Origin of the sequence: Streptomyces sp. NBC_00310 (assembly GCF_036208085.1) — a bacterium.
Taxonomy (GTDB): Bacteria; Actinomycetota; Actinomycetes; order Streptomycetales; family Streptomycetaceae; genus Streptomyces.
The window spans coordinates 1,226,577-1,246,567 of sequence record NZ_CP130714.1; the positions used below are offsets into that span (position 1 = coordinate 1,226,577).

Sequence of the window (19,991 nt, forward strand, 5' to 3'; positions counted from 1 at the left end):
ACGGGGTGCCGACGGATGGCCGGGCCGTGCGGTCCGGCGGTTCCCGGGCCGGCTCTTCGAAACGTTCCCCGGGCCTACTTGTCGAACGCGGTCAGCGCTCGCTGGGCGATCGGGTGGGTGCGGACGATCTCGCCCAGGGAGGTCGACCCGCGTGCGATGTCGACGAAGGCCCGCCAGGCGGGGCGGAAGCCGGTGATCGCCGCGTGGAAGAGCCCGGGCCGCCGCTCGAAGGCGATCAGCAGCCGCTTGCCGACGCTCATCTCGACGCCGAGTCCCGCCTTCACGGCGAACGCGTAGTTCAGGGCCTGGCGGCGGGTGTCCACCGCGTCGGGCGCCTCGGCGATCCGGACCGCCCACTCCCCCGCGAGCCGCCCCGAGCGCAGCGCGAAGGAGATGCCCTCCCGCGTCCACGGCTCCAGCAGTCCCGCCGCGTCGCCGCAGACCAGCACCCGCCCCCGCGAGAGCGGCGAGTCGTCGGCACGGCAACGCGTCAAGTGCCCGGAGGAGACGCTCGGTTCGAAGCCGGCGAGGCCGAGCCGCCCGATGAAGTCCTCCAAGTACCGCTTGGTGGCGGCGCCTTCACCGCGCGCGGAGATCACGCCGACGGTCAGCGTGTCTCCCTTGGGGAAGACCCACCCGTAACTGCCGGGCATCGGGCCCCAGTCGATGAGGACGCGTCCCTTCCAGTCCTCGGCGACGGTCTCCGGAACGGGGATCTCCGCCTCCAGGCCGAGGTCGACCTGGTCGAGCTTCACCCCGACGTGCGCTCCTATGCGGCTGGCACTGCCGTCGGCGCCGACGACGGCCCGCGCGAGCAGCGTCTCGCCGCTCTGCAGGACGACGGCGACCGTGCGCCGGTCGGGCACGGCCGAGCCGTGCTGCTCGACCCGGGTGACCGTGACGCCCGTTCGCAGCTCCGCGCCCGCCTTCTGGGCGTGCTCGACGAGTTGCTGGTCGAACTCGGGCCGGTTGATCAGACCGAACAGCATGTGCTTGGACTTGCGCGTGCGGGCGTAACGGCCGTCGAGGGAGAAGGTGACCGCGTGCACCCGGTCCTTGAGGGGCAGCTCGAAGCCGGGCGGCAGCGCGTCGCGCGAGGGGCCGATGATGCCGCCGCCGCACGTCTTGTACCGCGGCAGCTCCGCCTTCTCCAGCAACAGGACGCTGCGTCCCGCGACCGCCGCCGCGTAGGCGGCCGAGGCCCCCGCGGGGCCCGCACCCACCACGACGACGTCCCACACCCGCTGCACGTCGTCCGCCGAAGAGTTCTCGCTGCTCACGATGGTCTACTGCTCCCGATCCAGCCGCCTGCCGCACCTGTCCCACGCATCCTACGGCGGGTGACGCCGAGGACCGCTGTGGGAGGATCGGCAGCGCATGCGCCCTACACCGACACACCGGGTCAGCGCGTACGCAGCCACATCCCCAGAAGGACAACGTCGCACCCACGAGGAGCGTGCCCATGCCGTCGAACCCGGTCGCCGAGACCGTCGCCTCACTGATTCCCCGGGCGAAGGAGGAGCTCACCGAACTGGTGGCCTTCAGGTCGGTGGCGGACTTCGACCAGTTCCCGAGGAGCGAGAGCGAGGGCGCCGCGCGCTGGGTCGCCGACGCGCTGCGCGCCGAGGGCTTCCAGGACGTGGCGCTGCTCGACACCCCCGACGGCACCCAGTCCGTCTACGGCTACCTGCCGGGGCCCGAGGGCGCGAAGACCGTCCTCCTCTACGCGCACTACGACGTACAGCCGCCGCTGGACGAGGCCGCCTGGGTGTCACCGCCGTTCGAGCTGACCGAGCGCGACGGCCGCTGGTACGGGCGGGGCGCCGCCGACTGCAAGGGCGGCGTGATCATGCACCTGCTGGCCCTGCGCGCGCTCAAGGCGAACGGCGGGGTCCCGGTCCACGTCAAGGTGATCGCCGAGGGCTCCGAGGAGATGGGTACCGGCGGTCTCCAGCAGTACGCGGAGGCGCACCCCGAGCTGCTCGCCGCCGACACCGTCGTCATCGGCGACGCGGGCAACTTCCGCGTCGGCCTGCCGACGGTCACCTCCTCCCTGCGCGGCATGATCCTCATGCGGGTGAAGATCGACGCCCTCGAAGGCAACCTGCACTCGGGACAGTTCGGCGGCGCGGCCCCCGACGCGCTGGCCGCGCTGATCCGCGTCCTCGACTCACTGCGCGCCGAGGACGGCACGACGACCGTCGACGGACTCGCGAGCGACGGGACGTGGGACGGCCTGCAGTACGCCGACGCGCAGTTCCGCGCGGACGCCAAGGTGCTCGACGGCGTGGAGCTGGTCGGCGCCGACACGGTCGCCGACCGCATCTGGGCCCGCCCGGCCGCCACCGTGCTCGGTATCGACGCCCCGCCCGTGGTCGGCGCGACCCCGTCGATCCAGGCGAGCGCCCGCGCCCTGATCGGTCTGCGGGTCCCGCCGGGCGTCGACGTGCAGCAGGCGATCAAGCTGCTCGAAGCCCACCTGGTGGCGCACACCCCGTGGGGCGCCCGGGTGAGCTGCGAACCGATCGGCCACGGCCAGGCGTTCCGCGCCGACACCTCCAGCCCGGCGTACGAGGCGATGGCCTCGGCCATGGCCGTCGCCTACCCCGGCGAGGAGATGCAGTACGCGGGCCACGGCGGCTCCATCCCCCTCTGCAACGCCCTCGCCACCCTCTACCCCGACGCCGAGATCCTGCTCATCGGCCTCAGCGAACCCGAGGCCCGGATCCACGCGGTCAACGAGAGCGTGTCCCCGGAGGAGTTGGAGCGCATGTCGGTGACGGAGGCGTTGTTCCTCCGCAACTACGCGCACAACTGAGCGAACGGACCAACACCGGTGCGGTACCGCGCCCTTCAGGGGCGCGGGGCTGTACCACCTACGGCTCCGCCGCGTGGGCGCGGTCAGCCACGGTCCACCCGCAGCCGCTCCACGACCTCCCCCGAAACGGCGGCTCGGCGACCCGTCACACCGGCACCCCCGCTTCCAAGTACAACGCGGCACCCCGCTCCCGCGCCCGCAACGCCCACCGCAGCCGCTCGTACCGCACCGGCGGCAACAGATCCGCGGCCTCTTCCTCGGTCACGAACCGCCAGTCACGCAACTCGGGTCCGGGCAGCACGGGCCGCTGTGCCCCGCCGGTGTCGAGCCGACCTCCGTCGAACAGCAGGCGCAGTCCCCCGTATCCCGGCGGCCTAGGCGCCTCCCAGTCCACCACCAGCAGCCGGGGCACCTCGTCGAGCCGTATCCCGGTCTCCTCGACGACCTCCCGCATGCCCGCCCGCGCGGGCGCCTCTCCGGCCTCCACCACTCCGCCGGGGAACTCCCAGCCGGCCTTGTAGGTCGGATCGACGAGCAGGACCCGGTCGTCCTCGTCGAACAGCAGAACCCCCGCGGCGACCGTCTCGGCGGTCGGCTCGGGGGTCTGCACGATGTCGCACACGCGTACGTCGTCGGTGGCCACCGCGTCGGCGATACGCCGCGCGGTCTCGTACGGGGTGAGGGCGCCGGTGTCGACGAGGTGGGCATCGGCGGTGAGCCAGCCGCCCAGCGCGGCACGGTAGGGCGCGATGTGGTCGTACGCCCATTGACGCATCCGCATCTCCCCGTCGGGGAGGTCGGGCGGTATCTCCCGCCCGGCTATTCGCTCTCGCAGGATCGTTTCGGCCGGGGCCAGGAGCAGATGCCGTACGGGTATGCGACGCGAGGCGAGGCCACCGAAGATCTCGTCGCGGTACTCCTGGCGGAGCAGGGTCATGGGGACCACGAGGGTGCCACCCAGCTCGGCGAGCAGGGCGGCGGCGGTGTCGACCACGAGCCGTCGCCAGCTCTGCAGGTCCTGGAAGTCGCCGACCTCGGCGAGGCGTTTGGCCGGCAGCAGGTGTGTCAGTGCGCCGCCGATGACCTCGGGGTCGAAGAGCGTGCTGTTCGGGATCAGTTCGATCAGTTCCCGTGCGGTGGTGGTCTTCCCCGCACCGAACGCACCGTTGATCCAGACGATCACGGTTCCCCCTCTTCTGTTGGCCCCCTGAGCCTTGCCCTCCACTCCGCCACGGAAACCAGCCGCTGATGAGGAGCCGAAATACGACGGCGGCGGGTCCCCCACCGAGTGGGGGACCCGCCGCCTGCGATGCGAGGAGAGGCGGACCGGGAGTCCGCTGTCACCTACGCGGCCGTCAGCCTTCCTTGCCGCCCTTGCCCTCCTGGTCCGCCTGGCCCCCCAGGGCGTCCTCGTCGACCGCCAGGCTGTCGCTGGAGACGGTGCTGCCGACCTCGCCGAGCGTGCCCTCGACGTCCAGTTTGCTCAGCGCGTCCGTCTTCCCGACCGTGTCCCCGGCGTCGAGACCGTGCGACGGCGTGATGGCCGCGACGACGAAACCGGTGGCGAGGGAGGCGATGGCGAGCATGCTGCGCTTCTTCATGCCCCGCTCAACTGCGGAACGTCCCACGGGGTCACGGCCGACGTCCGGCGTTTCGGCTCAACGCCCCGCTCGCCCCGGGCCCGGGCGGGAAGACGACACGGCCACCAGGCCTGGAGCGCGGCACGGCCAGGGGCGGGAGCACGGAGCGGCCACGAGTGGGAAGAGGTGGCACCCTCACCGGGCGGCACCCCCCACAGCGCGGCACCCCCCAGGGCGACAAAGCCGCACGGCGATCCCGCATCCGCTTCCGCCGATGCGGGATCGCATTCCGGCCTCCCCGCTCCCGCGGCTCCCACAACGCCCCCGCAGTCACGCCACCGGCGTGCTCGGCCGGCGCGCCAGTGCCGCCGCGGCGGCTCCCACCAGGCCCGCGTCCGTGCCCATCACGGCCGGGGCGATGGTGAGGTGCTGGACGAAGGAGAGGGTGGCGTAGTCCTTGAGGGCGGTGCGGAGGGGGGCGAAGAGGACGTCGCCGGCGTTCGCGACGCCGCCGCCGATGACGGCGATGTCGATCTCGACGAGGGTGGCGGTGGCGGCGATACCGGCGGCGAGGGCCTGCGCGGCGCGCTCGAAGGAGGCCACCGCGACCGGATCACCGGCCTGTGCGGCGGCGGCGACCGCCGCGGCGGAGGCGTCGCCGTCGGGGCCGGGTCGCCAGCCGTTCTCCCGGGCGCGGCGGGCGATGTTGGGTCCGCTCGCGATGCGCTCGACGCAGCCGCGGGCGCCGCAGGGGCAGGCGTCGCCGTCGAGATCGACGCTGATGTGACCGATGTGACCGGCGTTCCCGGTGGGGCCCGCGTGCAGCTGACCGCCGAGGACGAGGCCACCACCGACGCCCGTCGACACGACCATGCACAGCGCGTTGTCATGGCCGCGCGCCGCGCCCTGCCAATGCTCGGCCGCCGTGATGGCCACGCCGTCGCCGATCAGCTCGACGGGGAGCCCGCCGGTGGCCGCCCGGACCCGCTCGACGAGCGGGAAGCCGCGCCAGCCGGGGACGTTCACCGGGCTCACCGTGCCGGCCGAGGCGTCCACCGGGCCCGCGCTGCCGATCCCGACGGCCGTGGCCCTGCCCCACAGTGGCGCGGCGGTCAGCTCGCCGAGCACCTCTTCCACGGCCCGCATGACGGTGTCGCCGTCCTCCTGCGCGGGCGTCGGGCGCTGGGCGCGCACCAGGATCCGGCCGTGGCCGTCCACCAGCGCCCCGGCGATCTTGGTGCCGCCGATGTCGAGCGCGGCCACGAGGTCGGTCTGCATCAGTGTCAGCTCTCCCGCTGCGAGTCTCCTACCGGGTACCCGAATCCAGCGGCACCCGGATCTCCGGCCGGAAAACGGGCAGCACGACGCTCGCCTGGTGGGGGCGCCGGCCAGAGAATGCGATAGACAGTCTCCCCCGGCTGTGACAACGTTGTCCAGGCTCTATGCTCGACGCCACATCCTCCACAGCCGCGCAATTCCGACACGGCACCACCCGCCACACCCTTGGACGACAGGACAGGACAGCGCATAGTGCCCGAGACCGCCAACGGCATCGCCCGCCGCCCCGAGAACCGCTACGGCAACCGTCCCACGATGAAGGACGTCGCGGCCCGGGCCGGGGTGGGTCTGAAGACGGTCTCCCGGGTGGTGAACGGCGAACCGGGTGTCACCCCGGACACCGAGCGCCGTGTCCAGGAGGCGATCGAGGCGCTCGGCTTCCGGCGCAACGACAGCGCACGGGTGTTGCGCAAGGGCAGTACGGCCACCATCGGCCTGGTCCTGGAGGACCTCGCCGACCCGTTCTACGGTCCCCTCAGCAGGGCGGTGGAGGAGGTGTCCCGCGCCCACGGCTCGCTGCTGATCAACGGGTCCAGCGCGGAGGACCCGGACCGCGAGCAGGAGTTGGCGCTGGCGCTGTGCGCCCGCCGCGTCGACGGGCTCGTGATCATTCCCGCCGGTGACGACCACCGGTATCTGGAACCCGAGGTCAGGGCCGGCGTCGCCACGGTGTTCGTGGACCGCCCGGCCGGGCGGATCGACGCCGACGTCGTGCTGTCGGACAACTTCGGCGGGGCCCGCGACGGCGTCGCCCACCTCATCGCCCACGGCCACCGCCGGATCGGGTTCATCGGCGACATGCCCCGCATCCACACCGCCGCCGAGCGGCTGCGCGGCTACCGGGCGGCCATGGAGGACGCCGGCATACCGGTCGAGGACGCGTGGATGTCCCTGGGCGTCACCGACCCCGAGCGGGTCCGCAGGGCGGCCGAGGACATGCTGTCCGGTCCGTCGCCCGTCACGGCGGTCTTCGCGGGCAACAACCGGGTGACGGTGACGGTCGTACGGGTCCTCGCCGAGCACACCCGTCCGGTCGCTCTCGTCGGCTTCGACGACTTCGAGCTGGCCGATCTGCTCCGGCCGGGCATCACCGTGGTCGCCCAGGACCCCGCCCGGCTGGGCCGCACCGCCGCCGAGCGGCTCTTCCAGCAGCTGGACGGCTCCCTCGTCGCCCCCGAGCGCATCGAGCTGCCGACGCGCCTGATCGCCCGCGGCTCGGGCGAACTCCCGCCCGCGGACTGACTCTTGGACGCCCCCGACCCCCGTACGCTCGAAGCGCTCGGCCTCGCCGTGGCGCCGCGCGAGGACCCGCTCAGCTACCCGGGCGCGTGGCCTGACGTGTCGGCGCTCCTGGACGGCAACCGGATGCTGCCGCTGGACACGCTCGTCTTCGAGGACCGGGTGCCCGTCCTCTCCGTCGGCTCCAACGCCTGCCCCGCGCAGCTCGTGCACAAGATGGCGGAGCACGGTGTCGGGTGCCGGATCCCCATGGTGAAGGCCAGGGTCACGGGCATCGGGGTCGGTGTCTCCGCCCACGTCAGCCTGCTCGGCTACCTGTCCGCGTCGCCGTTCCACTCCCCCGGCTCCACCGGCGAACTGTTCATCACCTGGCTCGACGAGGCGCAGCTCGCCGTGGTCGACGCGAGCGAGGGCGTCGACTCCCCGACCGGCAACTTCCACCGGGCCGCCCTCCCCGCCGCCGACTTCCGTGTCGAGCTGGAGTCGGGCCACGTCCTCGACCAGGCCTGGATCTACGTCAACCGGTGGGGCGTTCTGCGCGACGGCGGACCGGGCCCACGCCCCCACCCGGGCCGACAGCGGCCGCTCATCACCGAACTCCTCGCCGCGTCCCCCGAGTTGCGCGAGCTGTTCGGCACCACACCGGACGAGTTCTGCGCCCGCGCGCGCGGCAACCGGGGGTTGTGCGTCCAGGGCAGGGAGGTGTTCGCCGAGCAGAGGTGGACGACGGTGTCGGGTCTGGAGCAGTACGTACGACCGCATCCGCAGTCGCGGGCCTGACCCGGGCGCGGCCCGGCCCCAGGGCGTGTTTCGGAAGTCCCTTCTGCTCTGCGACGCCCGGCACGCTCCCCCACTCTCGGCTCCGCTCGAGCGGGAGGGACCCCCACCGCCGCACCGGACGAAAGGCCAAGTACGCCCAGCGCCGAGAGCACGCACCGGACGCCGCAGAGCCGCCCTTCGGGCGACGAAGGAACTTCCGAAACACGCCCTAGCTTGACTCTGTCGGGGATCTTGGAGTTTCCCGGTGCGGCAGCAAGATCGACGGGCATGCTCGGGTAGTTCCGCCGACCGATACAGCTGTCGAGGTGCTCGTTGTCTCTTCGTCCCCGTTCCGGTGAGCAGGTCCCGTCTCTGACTGCGCAGGTTGCGCGGGCGAGCAACCCGGACGGCACGACGGCGATATGGGTACGTGACCGCCTCGATGGGCTGTGGTGCGACGAGGACTTCGCCGACTGGTACCCGCGGAATGGGCGTCCGGGGCTCTCGCCTGCTCAACTGGCCACCGTCTGTGTGCTGCAGTTCCTGCTCGGCCTGTCGGACCGGCAGGCCGCCGAGTCGGTCCGCTGCCGCATTGACTTCAAGTACGCCATGGCCATGGAGCTGGACGATCCCGGCTTCCACCACAGTGTGCTGGCCGACTTCCGAGACCGTCTCGCCGAAGACGACCGCGCCGACCGCCTCCTCGACCTCGCACTGGCCCGCCTCAAGGAGGCCGGCCTGGTGCGCGGGCGCACCACGCAGCGCACCGACTCCACCCACGTCCTGGCCGCGGTGCGCGACCTGACCCGCCTGGAGATGGTCACCGAGGCGGTCCGCGCCGCACTCGAAGAAGTCGCCGGCACATCCCCGCACCTGCTGGACGAGCTGGTCGATGAGGACTGGGGGCTCCGCTACGGCCGGCCGGTCCGCCTGGGCAGGAACCCCACCAAGCCCAAGACCAGGATTCTTGCCACCGGAAACGACGCCGTCCGACTCCTGGAACACCTCTACCAGCACGGAGCAGACCGCACATCCGGTCCTCGTATCCAGGCCCTGCGCCAGATCATGGTGCAGAACTACCACCGTGACGCCGCAGGACATCTGCGCTGGCGCACCGCCGAGAAGGAAGGCGGGCCCGGGCTGCCGCCCTCGTCCCGGGCGGTCGTCTCTCCCTACGACACCTCGGCCCGCTACGCACGGCACGGACACATCATCAGCTGGAAGGGGTTCACCGCCCACCTTACCGAGACCTGCGCTCCCGACGGCCCCAACGTGATCACCGACGTGGCCACCACCGCGGCCACCACCCACGACAGCCAGGTCCTGCCCGGCATCCACACCCGCCTCTCCCGCCGCGGACTGCTGCCCGCCGAGCACCTGGTCGACGCCGGCTACACCTCCCTGCCCCACCTGGAACAGGCCACCCGCGAACACCAGGTCACCGTCTCCGGGCCGCTGAAGAGCAACCCCACCCGCCAACACCGCCGAAATGAGGGCTTCGCCCGGGACGACTTCCGCATCGACTACGACCATCAGCAAGTCACATGCCCGCAGGGGCAGGTCAGTGCGGGCTGGCACGGCCCCTACCCGACCTCCTCGCCCACCGCGGCCCCGCTGATCGTGGCCAGGTTCACCAAGAGCCAGTGCCGCCCCTGCCCGGCCCGCATCCAGTGCACCACCACCGCCGACAGCGCCCGCACCGTGGGATTTCCTCCACGAGAGCTCCGTGACCTGCAACTCCGTGTCCGCGCCGAGCAGCAGACGCCCGAGTGGAAGACGCGTTACGCGGTCCGCTCCGGAGTGGAGGGCACGGTCAACGAGTTCGCCCACGGCCACGGCATGCGGCGCTGCCGCTACCGAGGGCAGGGAAAGGCCCACATCCAGCACGTCCTGACGGCCATCGCCGTCAACATCGAGCGCCTCAGCGGATTGCCACCGGCCGAGGAAGCCCCCATACCCCGCCGACCGACTGCCTTCCAGAGCTACCTCGACCAGCGCGAGTTACCTCGGCTGAAATCCTGGCGAACCCTGGGCAGTTGACCTCGCCAACCCCAAGATCCCCGACAGAGTCAAGCTAGCAGACCGGGAGGCCGGGTACCGGGGCGTCGTTGTCGCCGCCCTGGATGTAGACGTCGCTGACGAAGACGTTCGTGTTGCCGCTGTCGTCGTCGGTCTTGGCCCACCAGACGTTGGTCCACTCGCCGGAGGTCTCGCGGCGGCCCAGGTTCTGCTGGCAGTAGAAGTAGTTGGTGCCCTGGTTGAGGACGCCGACCTCGGTGCCGGAGGCCGTGTAGGACTTGGCGGTGGTCCAGACCGTGCAGTTGTACTTGCCGCCGCCGATCGAGTGGCAGACCGGTTCCTCCTGGGTCTCGCCTCCGCCGGCCCCGCCGGTCGTGCCCCCGCTGGTGGAGCCGCCCGAGCTGTCCGAACCCCCCGTGCCGCCGCCGGTGGTGGTGCCGTCGCTCGCGTTCTTCGACGGTGAGGCGGACGCCTCGGTCTCCTTGTCGTCCTCCTGCGTGGCCTTCTCGCCGGGGCTCGCGGACTTGCTGTCGTCCTTCTCCTCGGCCTCGGAGTCGTCGGAGAGGTCGACCGTGCCCCGGCTGCGGCCCGGGGAGGGAGTGCCTCCGCTCGATTCGGTGGCCTGGGGCTGGGCGCCCGTCTCGGAGTCGTCGCCCGCGGTGAGCAGCGCGACCGTGACGCCCGTGGCGGCGAGCACCACGGTGACGGCCACGGCGGCGAGGAGGGCACGGCCCTTGCGTGGACGACTGCCGCCGGTCGAGGACAGGGCGGTGACGGCACCCGACGCGGGGACCGGCGCCTGTGGCGCGCCCGCACCGGATCCGCCGACCGCCGGCGAGGCCCCTGTGCCGGGCCCCGGGACCGGCTGCGGCGGGCCGAAGCCGGGGGTCGGTCCTGTCGAGCCGAACCCGGCACCCGCTCCCGCATCCGTGGCGCCGGTGCCCGCGCCCGCCGTCGGCGGTCCGAACCCCGGCGGCACCGACGGGACGCTTCGCTCGGTCTCCGCCCTCGGCCGCGATGCCGGGCCGCCGCCCGGCCCCGCCGTCGGGGAGTCGAGCCCGTCCCCGCAGGCCACGGCCTCCAGCAGTTCGCGGGCCCGAGCGGCGTCCGGGCGGTGCTCCGGGCGCTTGTCCATCAGCAGTCGCAGCACGGGCCCGAGCGGTCCGGCCCGCTGGGGTTCGGGCAGCGGGTCGACCACGATCGCGGTGAGCGTCGACCAGGTCGACGTACGCCGGAACGGGGAGGCGCCCTCGACGGCCGCGTACAGAGTGGCGCCGAGTGCCCAGATGTCGGAGGCGGGGCCGGGGTCGTTGCCCTGGGCGCGTTCGGGGGCCAGGTAGTCGAGGGAGCCGACGAGTTCGCCGCTGCGGGTGAGGTGGGTCGCGGAGCCGTCGCCCGGGTCCTCCATGGTGGCGATGCCGAAGTCGGTGAGGACGACGCGGCCCGAGCGGTCCAGCAGGATGTTGCCGGGCTTGACGTCGCGGTGCAGGACGCCGACGCGGTGGGCGGCGCCGAGGGCGTCCATCACCTTGGCTCCGATGGCGGCCGCCTCGCGCGGGTCGAGGAGGCCCCGGTCGCGCAGGACGTCGTCCAGGGACGGGCCGTCGACCAGTTCCATGACGATCAACGGGCGTCCGTCGACCTCGGCCACGTCGTGCACGGCGACGACCCCGGGGTGCCGGACGCGGGCGGCGGCCCGTGCCTCGCGCTGCATCCGCAGCCCCAGGTCGGCCAGTTCGGGCGCGCCCGCGTCCGTGTAGGTGCGCAGCTCCTTGAGGGCGACCTCGCGGTGGAGCACCTCGTCCACGGCCCGCCAGACGACGCCCATGCCGCCGCGTCCTAGCTGCTCCACGACCCGGTACCGCCCGGCGAGGATCCGCCCGGCACCGTCCGTCCGTTCGTTGGCCCCCGAAGACACCCGCGCCCCGTTCCTGTGACACACCGACGAATGGCGTACAGCCTAAGCCGTGGGCAGGGGCGCTCCGGACCGGCGGCAACGGCTGTCACAGGACCGCTACTCGTCCGCCGTGCGGCCGACCCCGCTACTGGCCGGAGAGCGTCGGATCGGCCCGCCGGGGCGCCGCGAAGCCCTCCAGGCCGGCGCGGGTCAGACCGGTCGCGCCGGAGACCTCGTCGAGGTCGAGGGCGCCGCAGTCCAGGCCCCGCAGCAGGTAGCCGCTGAGGGCCTTGGCCGTCGCGGGCTCGTCCATCATGTCGCCGCCGACGCGGCCGGCGTAGCGGGAGAGGCGGGCGGCGGCCTGTTCGTAGCCCTCGCGGTAGAAGGCGAAGACGGCCGCGTAGCGGGTGGGGATGTGGCCGGGGTGCATGTCCCAGCCCTGGTAGTAGGCGCGGGCGAGGGCACGGCGGGTCAGGCCGTAGTGCAGGCGCCAGGCGGCGTGGACCTTCTCGGTCGGGCCGACCGGCAGGACGTTGGTGGAGCCGTCCGAGACGCGTACGCCGGTGCCCGCCGCGGCGACCTGCATGATCGCCTTGGCGTGGTCGGCGGCGGGGTGGTCGCTGGCCTGGTGGGCGGCGGAGACACCGAGGCAGGCGCTGTAGTCGAAGGTGCCGTAGTGCAGGCCGGTGGCGCGGCCCTCGGCTGCGTCGATCATGCGGGCGACGGTGGCGGTGCCGTCGGCGGCGAGGATGGCCTGGCTGGTCTCGATCTGGATCTCGAAGCCGAGCCGGCCGGGTACGAGTCCGCGCGCCTTCTCGAAGGCCTCGAGGAGCCGGACCATGGCCGTGACCTGTTCGGCGTACGTCACCTTGGGCAGGGTCAGGACCAGCCCGTCGGGCAGGCCACCGGCCTCCAGCAGGCCGGTGAGGAAGATGTCGAGGGTGCGGATGCCCCGGTCGCGGACCGGTGCCTCCATGCACTTCATACGGATGCCCATGTACGGGGCGGCCGTGCCTGCGGCGTACGCCTCCGCGATCAGCCGGGCGGCGCGGGCGGCGGCCTCGTCCTCCTCGGCGTCCGGACGCGGCCCGTAGCCGTCCTCGAAGTCCACGCGGAGGTCCTCGATCGGCTCGCGCTCCAGCTTGGCGCGGACGCGGTCGTACACGGGCCCGGCGAGGTCGTCGCCGAGGTCGAGGACGGCGGCGAAGGAGGCCGCGTCGGGGGCGTGCTCGTCGAGGGCGGCGAGGGCCCGGTCGCCCCAGGTGCGGACGGTGTCGGCGGCGAAGACGTCACCGGGGACGTAGACGGTGTGTACGGGCTGGCGGGTGCCGGGGTCGCCCGGGTAGCGGCGCTCCAGCTCCGCGTCGACGGGGGCGAGGGAGGCGCTGATCTCCTCGCTGACGGCTCCCGCGAGACTCGTCGCCACGTTCTCCTGCCGACCCTGCCCCATTCCACACCCTCCGTTTTCCGTAGTACGGAATCAAGAATCCGCATAACGAAGCTAAGCGTCGATCTTCACCCCGGTCAATACTGTCTCGAAGTGGGATTGCCCATGCTTTCCCCCTGGTCACTGCTGACCCGCCCTCTTCTTCCGTATTCATGGGGCAAGGTTCATCCTGACTCCCAAGGGAGGAGATCGCGTGTCGAAAGAGGTCGGAGTGACGCGTCGCCAAGGACTCAGGTCCGCGGCGGCCGCCGCCATCGCCCTGCCGCTGCTGACCACAGCGGGTGCGTCACAGCCGGCGTCCGCCGGTGAGCACGCGGGGGCCCTGAACGTGATGACGTTCAATGTGCGCTTCGCGACCGTCGTCGACAAGACACCGCGCTGGGCCGTGCGTCGGCCGGTGATGCGGGAACTGCTGCGCCGCGAGCGACCGCATGTCATCGGCACCCAGGAGGGGCTGTACCAGCAGCTGCGCATGATCGAGAAGGATCTCGGCGGGCACTACGACTGGATCGGCACCGGCCGAGGGGGCGGCAGCAAGGACGAGTTCATGGCGATCTTCTACGACACCCGCAGACTCGACCCGATCGAGTTCGATCACTTCTGGCTGTCCGGCACCCCGTACGCGATCGCCTCCAACACCTGGGGCGCGGACTGGCTGCGCATGGTCACCTGGGTCCGCTTCGCCGATCTCGCCGACGGAGGGCGGGAGTTCTACGTCCTCAACACCCATCTGGACAGCGTCAGCCAGTACGCCCGGGAGCGCTCCGCGGGGCTCATCGGCGAGACGATCGCCGGATGGGACCGGTCGTCGCCGGTCATCGTCACCGGCGACTTCAACGCGGCCGCCCACGACAACCGGGTGTACGACCTGATGCTGGACCACGGCCTCGTGGACGCCTGGGACGCGGCCGGCTCCCGCGGCCCGGCGTACGGGACCTACCACGGCTACCGGGCGCCCGAGCCCGATGGCCGGCGCATCGACTGGATCCTGACCTCGCCCGGGGTGACCACGCACTGGGCGGCGATGAACACCTTCTCGATGGACGGGATGTTCCCGAGCGACCATCTGCCGATGCAGGCCTCACTGACTCTGGGATGAGCCGAGGCCCCCGCGACCGTTCCTTGGGTTCGGGCGGTCGCGGGGGCCTCGGACGACTCAGGAGGGTCAGCCCTTGCGGGTGTTGATCTCCTCGGTGAGCTGGGGGACGACGTCGAAGAGGTCGCCGACGACGCCGTAGTCGACGAGGTCGAAGATGGGGGCCTCGGCGTCCTTGTTGACGGCCACGATCGTCTTGGAGGTCTGCATGCCGGCGCGGTGCTGGATGGCGCCGGAGATGCCGTTGGCGATGTACAGCTGCGGCGAGACGGACTTGCCGGTCTGGCCGACCTGGTTGGTGTGCGGGTACCAGCCCGCGTCCACCGCGGCGCGGGAGGCGCCGACGGCGGCGCCGAGGGAGTCGGCGAGGGCCTCGATGAGTCCGAAGTTCTCGGTGCCGTTGACGCCACGGCCGCCGGAGACCACGATCGCGGCCTCCGTCAGCTCCGGGCGCCCGGTCGACTCGCGCGGGGTACGCGCGGTGACCTTGGTGCCGGTGGCCAGCGCACCGAACGTCACGGCCAGCGCCTCGACCGTACCGGCGGCCGGGGCGGCCTCCACGGCGGCGGAGTTGGGCTTGACGGTGATGACCGGGGTGCCCTTGGAGACACGGGTCCTGGTGGTGAAGGAGGCGGCGAACACCGACTGCGTGGCCACCGGACCGGAGTCACCGGCCTCCAGGTCGACGGCGTCGGTGATGATGCCGGAACCGATGCGCAGCGCCAGACGGGCGGCGATCTCCTTGCCCTCGGCGGAGGACGGGACGAGGACGGCGGCCGGGGACACGGCCTCGACGGCGGCCTGCAGCGCGTCGACCTTCGGCACGACCAGGTAGTCGGCGTACTCGGCGGCCTCGTGGGTGAGAACCCGGGTCGCGCCGTGCTCGGCGAGGGCGGCGGCCGTGCCGGCGGCGCCGGCACCGAGCGCGACGGCGACGGGCTCGCCGATGCGGCGGGCCAGGGTCAGCAGCTCCAGGGTGGGCTTGCGGACGGCACCGTCCACGTGGTCGACGTAGACGAGAACTTCAGCCATGGGATTGCTCTCCTGCGGATTGCGAAGGCCCAAAGGGGGCGGGGCGGTGAAGGGTCGGGCCTCGGCCGGACCCACGGGTCGCGGCGGGCCACAGGGCCTTAGATGAACTTCTGGCCCGCGAGGAACTCGGCGAGCTGCTTGCCGCCCTCGCCCTCGTCCTTGACGATCGTGCCGGCGGTACGCGCCGGGCGCGCGGCCGCGGAGTCGACAGCCGTCCAGGCACCCTCCAGACCGACCTCGTCCGCCTCGATGTCGAGGTCGGACAGGTCCCAGGCCTGCACCGGCTTCTTCTTCGCCGCCATGATGCCCTTGAAGGACGGGTAACGCGCCTCACCCGACTGGTCGGTGACCGACACCACCGCCGGCAGCGACGCCTCAAGCTGCTCGGAGGCGGTGTCACCGTCACGACGGCCCTTCACCACCCCGTCCTCGACGGACACCTCGGACAGCAGCGTCACCTGCGGAACACCCAGACGCTCCGCGACCAGCGCCGGAACCACACCCATCGTGCCGTCCGTCGACGCCATACCGGAGATCACCAGGTCAAAGCCGGCCTTCTCGATCGCCTTCGCCAGCACCAGCGAGGTGCCGATCGCGTCGGTGCCGTGCAGGTCGTCGTCCTCGACGTGGATCGCCTTGTCCGCGCCCATCGACAACGCCTTGCGCAGCGCGTCCTTGGCGTCCTCCGGACCCACCGTCAGCACGGTGATCTCGGCGTCGTCGGCCTCGTCGGCGATCTGCAGCGCCTGCTCCACCGCGTACTCGTCCAGCTCGGAGAGCAGACCGTCCACGTCGTCACGGTCGACGGTCAGGTCATCGGCGAAGTGCCGGTCGCCAGTGGCGTCGGGCACGTACTTCACAGTGACAACGATCCTCAAGCTCACGCCGGCTCTCCTACTGCATCGTCATTTCTGGGCTGCCTTCTTCCAGGCAGCATAGGCGCCTGAAGCGGCCGATCCCGATCGGGGCGACCTGCGCTCCGGTCGAAATATTACTCGCCAGTACGACACCTACGTTCCCGCATTCCGTGCCCGCTAAGCAACCGCTTTGAACTGTGAGTTAGGCAACCCTGCGTAATCGTGCGGGAATCAGTCTCGCAGACCGTTGAAGCGGCCCTGGTGGTACAAGAGCGGCCGCCCGGCGCCCGACGGATCGCCCATGACCACCTCGGCGAGGACGATCCGATGCTCGCCCGCCGGAACGCGTGCCACCACCCGGCAGACCAGCCAGGCGAGCACGTCGTCGAGGACGGGAACTCCCTCCGGGCCGCTACGCCATCCGGTGGGCGCCCCGAACCGGTCGGCGCCGCTGCGGGCGAAGGTGGCCGCCAGCTCCCGCTGATGCTCCCCGAGTATGTGCACGCCGATGTGTTCCGCCTCGGAGATCACCGGCCAGCTGGAGGCGCCGGTTCCGATACCGAACGAGAGCAGCGGGGGCTCGGCGGAGACCGAGGTGAGCGAGGTGGCGGTGAAGCCGACCGGGCCGGTGCCGTCCTGTGCGGTGATCACGGCGACGCCGGCGGCGTGGCGCCTGAAGACGGAGCGCAGGAGTTCGGGGGAGGCGAGCCGGGGCGAACCGAGGCCGGAAGTGGCCGTCATGGAACTGTCCTTCTGCTGGAGTCGGCATGGGGGCACCGCCCGCTCGAGCGAAGTCGAGAGTGGGGGATGGTCCGTGGTTGCTCAGGTTCCCGGACAGCGCGCACTCGCCGTGCGGAACAGGAACGACCTCGGCATGGCGCCACGCTCGAAGAGAAGGAGTTCTCGGGGCATACGGTCAGGCTGACGAGAGGCGAGGCCTACAGTCAAGCGCGTCCCGGAGTGCGGCTTCACACGGCCTCACCGAGAGCGGCGATCACATCCGCCCGACGCGGCTGTCCGGTTGCCCTGCGGACGATCCGGCCGTCCGCGTCGAGCACGAGCACGGTCGGCGTCTTGAGGATGTCGAGCCGCCGCACGAGATCGAGGTGTTTCTCGGCGTCGATCTCCACATGGGCGACGCCGGGCACCATTTCGGCCACTTCGGCGAGCACCCTGCGGGTCGCCCGGCAGGGGGCGCAGAAGGCGCTGGAGAACTGGACGAGCGTGGCCCGTTCACCGAGTCCCTCCCCCAACTCCGCCGCGCCGACCCGCTTGTCGCCGTCCCGCCCGCGCACCCTGACTCTCCCGCTCCGCCGCTGATGCAGCACTCCGTACGCGCTCGCCGCCGCGAGCACCAGCCCACACACCACAAGTCCGGTCACAGCGTGCTTCAGCGTTCACGAGACTGCAAAGATTCCCGGGTCCCCAGGGAGATTGGCCTGCGGAATGCTTGACCCATGGACATCGATGTGAGGGGACCGCGCTTCGGGGCGGCCGTGACGACCGTGGTGCTGGCGGTCGTGCTGATCACCGGCAGCGCCTGGCTGCTGGCCTGGCAGACGTTCGCGTTCGCGCTGGGCGCGGCGAGCGGGGTGGCGAACTCGCCGTACGGCCGGGCCTTCCGCACGCTGGTGCGGCCCCGGATCGGGCCGCCCACGGAGTTCGAGGCGCCGGAGCCGCCGCGGTTCGCGCAGGCGGTCGGGCTGGTCTTCGCGGCGGTCGGCCTGGTCGGTCTCACGGTGGGGCCCGAGTGGCTGGGACTGGCGTCGACCGGCGCGGCACTCGCGGCGGCCTTCCTGAACGCGGTGTTCGGGTACTGCCTGGGGTGCGAGATGTACCTGCTCGTCCGGCGGGTCACCGTACGCACGGAGTAAAGGACGGGTGAACGTCCGGCAGTCGATCGCGTGACCGACGTGACGAGAATCTCGCCGACGCCCGGCACCAGGACTGGCTACTCGCACGTTCTTGGGGCACGATCTGCGAGATGCCGTAAACCTACGGCTGCGTAACTTCCCGCCGGGAGACCCCTTCCCAGGCAGAGAGAAGGGTCCACTCCGCCCATGGCAGAGCTTGTCTACCGCCCCGCGATCGGTCTCGCCCGCACCCTGTTCAAGGCATGGGACCTGAAGATCGACTGCAAGGGGTCGGAGAACATCCCGCGCTCGGGCGGCGCCGTGCTGGTGAGCAATCACATCGGCTACCTGGACTTCATCTTCGACGGCCTGGCGGCGCTGCCGCAGAAGCGTCTGGTGCGTTTCATGGCCAAGGAGTCGGTGTTCCGGCACAAGGTCTCCGGTCCGCTGATGCGCAACATGCGGCACATCCCGGTGGACCGCAAGCAGGGTGAGGCCGCCTACGCGCACGCACTGGACTCGCTGCGCTCCGGCGAGATCATCGGCGTCTTCCCCGAGGCCACCATCTCGCAGTCGTTCACCCTGAAGAGCTTCAAGTCGGGCGCGGCCCGGCTGGCCCAGGAGGCGGGCGTCCCGCTGATCCCGATGGCCGTGTGGGGCACGCAGCGGCTGTGGACCAAGGGCCACCCGCGCAACTTCAAGCGCAGCCACATCCCGATCACCATCCGGGTCGGCGAAGCGATAGAGGCCTCCAAGGACAAGTACGCGGGCGCCATCACCCGCCAGCTCCGTGAGCGTGTGCAGGAGTTGCTGGAGGCCGCCCAGCGCGCCTACCCCGTCCGACCCAAGGGCCCGGACGACACCTGGTGGATGCCCGCCCACCTCGGCGGCACGGCCCCGACCCCGGAGCAGGTCCGCGAGGCCGAGGCACGCTGACGCGCTCGACCGGGGCGGGCTTCAGGGGTTCCAGTACGTGGACAGGGAACCGATGAAGCCCGCCCCGAAGTTGAGCACGACCAGGTGCACCACGGCGGTGAGCCACAGCCGGCAGACCAGGGCGAGACCGACACCTCCGACCGCCAACCGGTAGAGGAAGGCCACGGAGTCCTGCTGGTACGTCTCCCCGTCCGGGGCCGTCATCCCCGGATACGGCAGCCAGTCCTCGGTGAAGACGCCCTCCGTGCCGAGTATCAGGACCCAGCCGATGACGACGAGGTCCACAGCGCCCAGCACCACGGCCGCGCCGATGTCCGCGCGCTGATGCCGCTCCGACCTCACCAGGAACCGCTGGACCCGCCCCGCTGCACGCATCCGCCGAGTCGATCACTTCGACTCGGCGGCGCCTATGGCGGAAGCCACACCTCCGGCAACAGGAGCGTCACAGGCAGCGGCATAGGCCTCAGCAGGGGTTTCAGAGTTCCGTGGGGAGCGTTCGCCAGAGGTGCGGCCGGTCGGCGGCGGCCTTGAGCGTGTCGAGGACCGCCGGATGCGGTGCGGCGTAGAGAACCGGGTAGTCCAGCTCGTCCGCGTCGGGGTCCGGCACCCAGGCCAACTCCTCGCCCTCCAGCGAGAACTCGGCGTTCACTCCCGGCTTGTTGCCGCGGGGGTCCTGGCGGTGCCAGTCCCCGTTGAAGCGCACGGCGACCAGGCCGTGGACGGCATGTCCGTCGCCGTCGTCGTGCGCCAACCGCTGGTAGCAGAGCGCGGTCGGGATGTCCTCCGCGCGCAGCAGCGCGGTGAGCGCGTGCGCCTTGGCGTAGCAGATGCCCGTCTGCTGTTCCAGGACGTCGGAGGCGCGCCAGGTGACGCGCGGATCGCCCGAGTCGGCCGAGTGGGGAATGGTGTCGCGCACGAACTCGTACGCCGCTCGCGCATAGCCATACGAGTCCGCCACTCCCCTGGCGAGATGTGCGGCCGTCTGTCGTACGCGTGGATGGTGATGGTCTATGGCCTCGTCAGCAACCAAATAGGCGGAAAGGTCAGGGTTCTGCTGGATCAGCTCCATGCCTGGAGAGCATAGAAATACGATCACCCGAGAGTCAATTACTTTTCGAGT

The 19,991-nt window shown here is 71.4% G+C and carries 19 protein-coding genes; 7 read left to right on the forward strand and 12 right to left on the reverse strand.

The annotated features are described in order from the left end of the window. Nucleotides 1-74: 74 nt before the first annotated feature. Nucleotides 75-1,280 carry a geranylgeranyl reductase family protein gene (locus tag OG202_RS05375; protein WP_326584912.1) on the reverse strand — a complete coding sequence of 402 codons (1,206 nt, stop codon included), beginning with the start codon at nt 1,278-1,280 and terminating at the stop codon, nt 75-77. Between the two features lie 182 nt (nt 1,281-1,462). Here OG202_RS05375 and OG202_RS05380 point away from each other — a divergent pair, with 182 nt between their 5' ends. Continuing rightward, entirely contained in the window at nt 1,463-2,818 is a 1,356-nt protein-coding gene (locus OG202_RS05380) for a dipeptidase (protein ID WP_326584911.1), read from the forward strand. 145 nt (nt 2,819-2,963) lie between these two features. On the opposite strand, the gene OG202_RS05385 is transcribed toward OG202_RS05380, so the two are convergent. The 3 genes from OG202_RS05385 to OG202_RS05395 form a co-directional block, all read right to left on the reverse strand. Further along, a complete protein-coding gene (locus OG202_RS05385; protein WP_327731142.1) occupies nt 2,964-4,001 on the reverse strand; it encodes an NUDIX hydrolase in 1,038 nt (345 codons plus the stop codon). 172 nt (nt 4,002-4,173) lie between these two features. After that, complete coding sequence (locus tag OG202_RS05390; protein ID WP_326584909.1) at nt 4,174-4,419, reverse strand: hypothetical protein; 246 nt, start codon at nt 4,417-4,419, stop codon at nt 4,174-4,176. 309 nt (nt 4,420-4,728) lie between these two features. Beyond that, nucleotides 4,729-5,676 (reverse strand): ROK family protein, encoded by a 948-nt coding sequence (locus OG202_RS05395; RefSeq protein ID WP_327731141.1) that lies wholly within the window; start codon nt 5,674-5,676, stop codon nt 4,729-4,731. Between the two features lie 252 nt (nt 5,677-5,928). Between OG202_RS05395 and OG202_RS05400 the strand changes: the two genes are divergently transcribed. From OG202_RS05400 to OG202_RS05410, 3 genes are all read left to right on the forward strand, one after another. Next, nucleotides 5,929-6,978 (forward strand): LacI family DNA-binding transcriptional regulator, encoded by a 1,050-nt coding sequence (locus tag OG202_RS05400; protein WP_326584907.1) that lies wholly within the window; start codon nt 5,929-5,931, stop codon nt 6,976-6,978. 3 nt (nt 6,979-6,981) lie between these two features. Then, complete coding sequence (locus OG202_RS05405; RefSeq protein WP_328222358.1) at nt 6,982-7,755, forward strand: hypothetical protein; 774 nt, start codon at nt 6,982-6,984, stop codon at nt 7,753-7,755. A gap of 312 nt (nt 7,756-8,067) precedes the next feature. Beyond that, nucleotides 8,068-9,774, forward strand: a complete 1,707-nt coding sequence (locus OG202_RS05410) for an IS1182 family transposase (RefSeq protein ID WP_328222359.1) — start codon at nt 8,068-8,070, stop codon at nt 9,772-9,774. A gap of 34 nt (nt 9,775-9,808) precedes the next feature. On the opposite strand, the gene OG202_RS05415 is transcribed toward OG202_RS05410, so the two are convergent. Continuing rightward, nucleotides 9,809-11,671 carry a serine/threonine-protein kinase gene (locus tag OG202_RS05415; RefSeq protein WP_327731139.1) on the reverse strand — a complete coding sequence of 621 codons (1,863 nt, stop codon included), beginning with the start codon at nt 11,669-11,671 and terminating at the stop codon, nt 9,809-9,811. A 124-nt stretch (nt 11,672-11,795) separates the two neighbouring features. Beyond that, nucleotides 11,796-13,100 (reverse strand): DUF6986 family protein, encoded by a 1,305-nt coding sequence (locus OG202_RS05420; RefSeq protein WP_328222362.1) that lies wholly within the window; start codon nt 13,098-13,100, stop codon nt 11,796-11,798. 190 nt (nt 13,101-13,290) lie between these two features. Here OG202_RS05420 and OG202_RS05425 point away from each other — a divergent pair, with 190 nt between their 5' ends. Continuing rightward, nucleotides 13,291-14,196 (forward strand): endonuclease/exonuclease/phosphatase family protein, encoded by a 906-nt coding sequence (locus tag OG202_RS05425; protein ID WP_328222364.1) that lies wholly within the window; start codon nt 13,291-13,293, stop codon nt 14,194-14,196. Between the two features lie 66 nt (nt 14,197-14,262). Here the strand turns inward: OG202_RS05425 and OG202_RS05430 are convergent, their stop codons facing one another. The 4 genes from OG202_RS05430 to OG202_RS05445 all read right to left on the reverse strand — a co-directional run bounded on the left by OG202_RS05430 (nt 14,263) and on the right by OG202_RS05445 (nt 17,464). Then, a complete protein-coding gene (locus OG202_RS05430) occupies nt 14,263-15,225 on the reverse strand; it encodes an electron transfer flavoprotein subunit alpha/FixB family protein (protein WP_326574322.1) in 963 nt (320 codons plus the stop codon). Between the two features lie 98 nt (nt 15,226-15,323). Continuing rightward, nucleotides 15,324-16,109: an electron transfer flavoprotein subunit beta/FixA family protein gene (locus tag OG202_RS05435; RefSeq protein ID WP_327731136.1), complete on the reverse strand. Its 786-nt coding sequence runs from the start codon at nt 16,107-16,109 to the stop codon at nt 15,324-15,326. A 204-nt stretch (nt 16,110-16,313) separates the two neighbouring features. After that, nucleotides 16,314-16,823, reverse strand: a complete 510-nt coding sequence (locus OG202_RS05440; RefSeq protein ID WP_326584901.1) for a flavin reductase family protein — start codon at nt 16,821-16,823, stop codon at nt 16,314-16,316. A 227-nt stretch (nt 16,824-17,050) separates the two neighbouring features. Continuing rightward, the gene (locus tag OG202_RS05445; RefSeq protein WP_327731135.1) at nt 17,051-17,464 is read right to left on the reverse strand and encodes a TlpA family protein disulfide reductase; all 414 of its coding nucleotides are present in this window, start codon (nt 17,462-17,464) and stop codon (nt 17,051-17,053) included. A gap of 75 nt (nt 17,465-17,539) precedes the next feature. On the opposite strand from OG202_RS05445, the gene OG202_RS05450 reads away from it, so the two are divergent. Both OG202_RS05450 and OG202_RS05455 read left to right on the forward strand, forming a co-directional pair. Beyond that, nucleotides 17,540-17,956: a DUF4395 domain-containing protein gene (locus OG202_RS05450; protein ID WP_327731134.1), complete on the forward strand. Its 417-nt coding sequence runs from the start codon at nt 17,540-17,542 to the stop codon at nt 17,954-17,956. A gap of 186 nt (nt 17,957-18,142) precedes the next feature. Continuing rightward, nucleotides 18,143-18,871 carry a lysophospholipid acyltransferase family protein gene (locus OG202_RS05455; protein ID WP_326584898.1) on the forward strand — a complete coding sequence of 243 codons (729 nt, stop codon included), beginning with the start codon at nt 18,143-18,145 and terminating at the stop codon, nt 18,869-18,871. A 21-nt stretch (nt 18,872-18,892) separates the two neighbouring features. Here the strand turns inward: OG202_RS05455 and OG202_RS05460 are convergent, their stop codons facing one another. Continuing rightward, the gene (locus OG202_RS05460) at nt 18,893-19,246 is read right to left on the reverse strand and encodes a hypothetical protein (RefSeq protein ID WP_327731133.1); all 354 of its coding nucleotides are present in this window, start codon (nt 19,244-19,246) and stop codon (nt 18,893-18,895) included. Nucleotides 19,247-19,346: 100 nt separating this feature from the next. Further along, nucleotides 19,347-19,940: a transglutaminase-like domain-containing protein gene (locus tag OG202_RS05465; RefSeq protein WP_328222366.1), complete on the reverse strand. Its 594-nt coding sequence runs from the start codon at nt 19,938-19,940 to the stop codon at nt 19,347-19,349. Between the last annotated feature and the right edge of the window lie 51 nt (nt 19,941-19,991).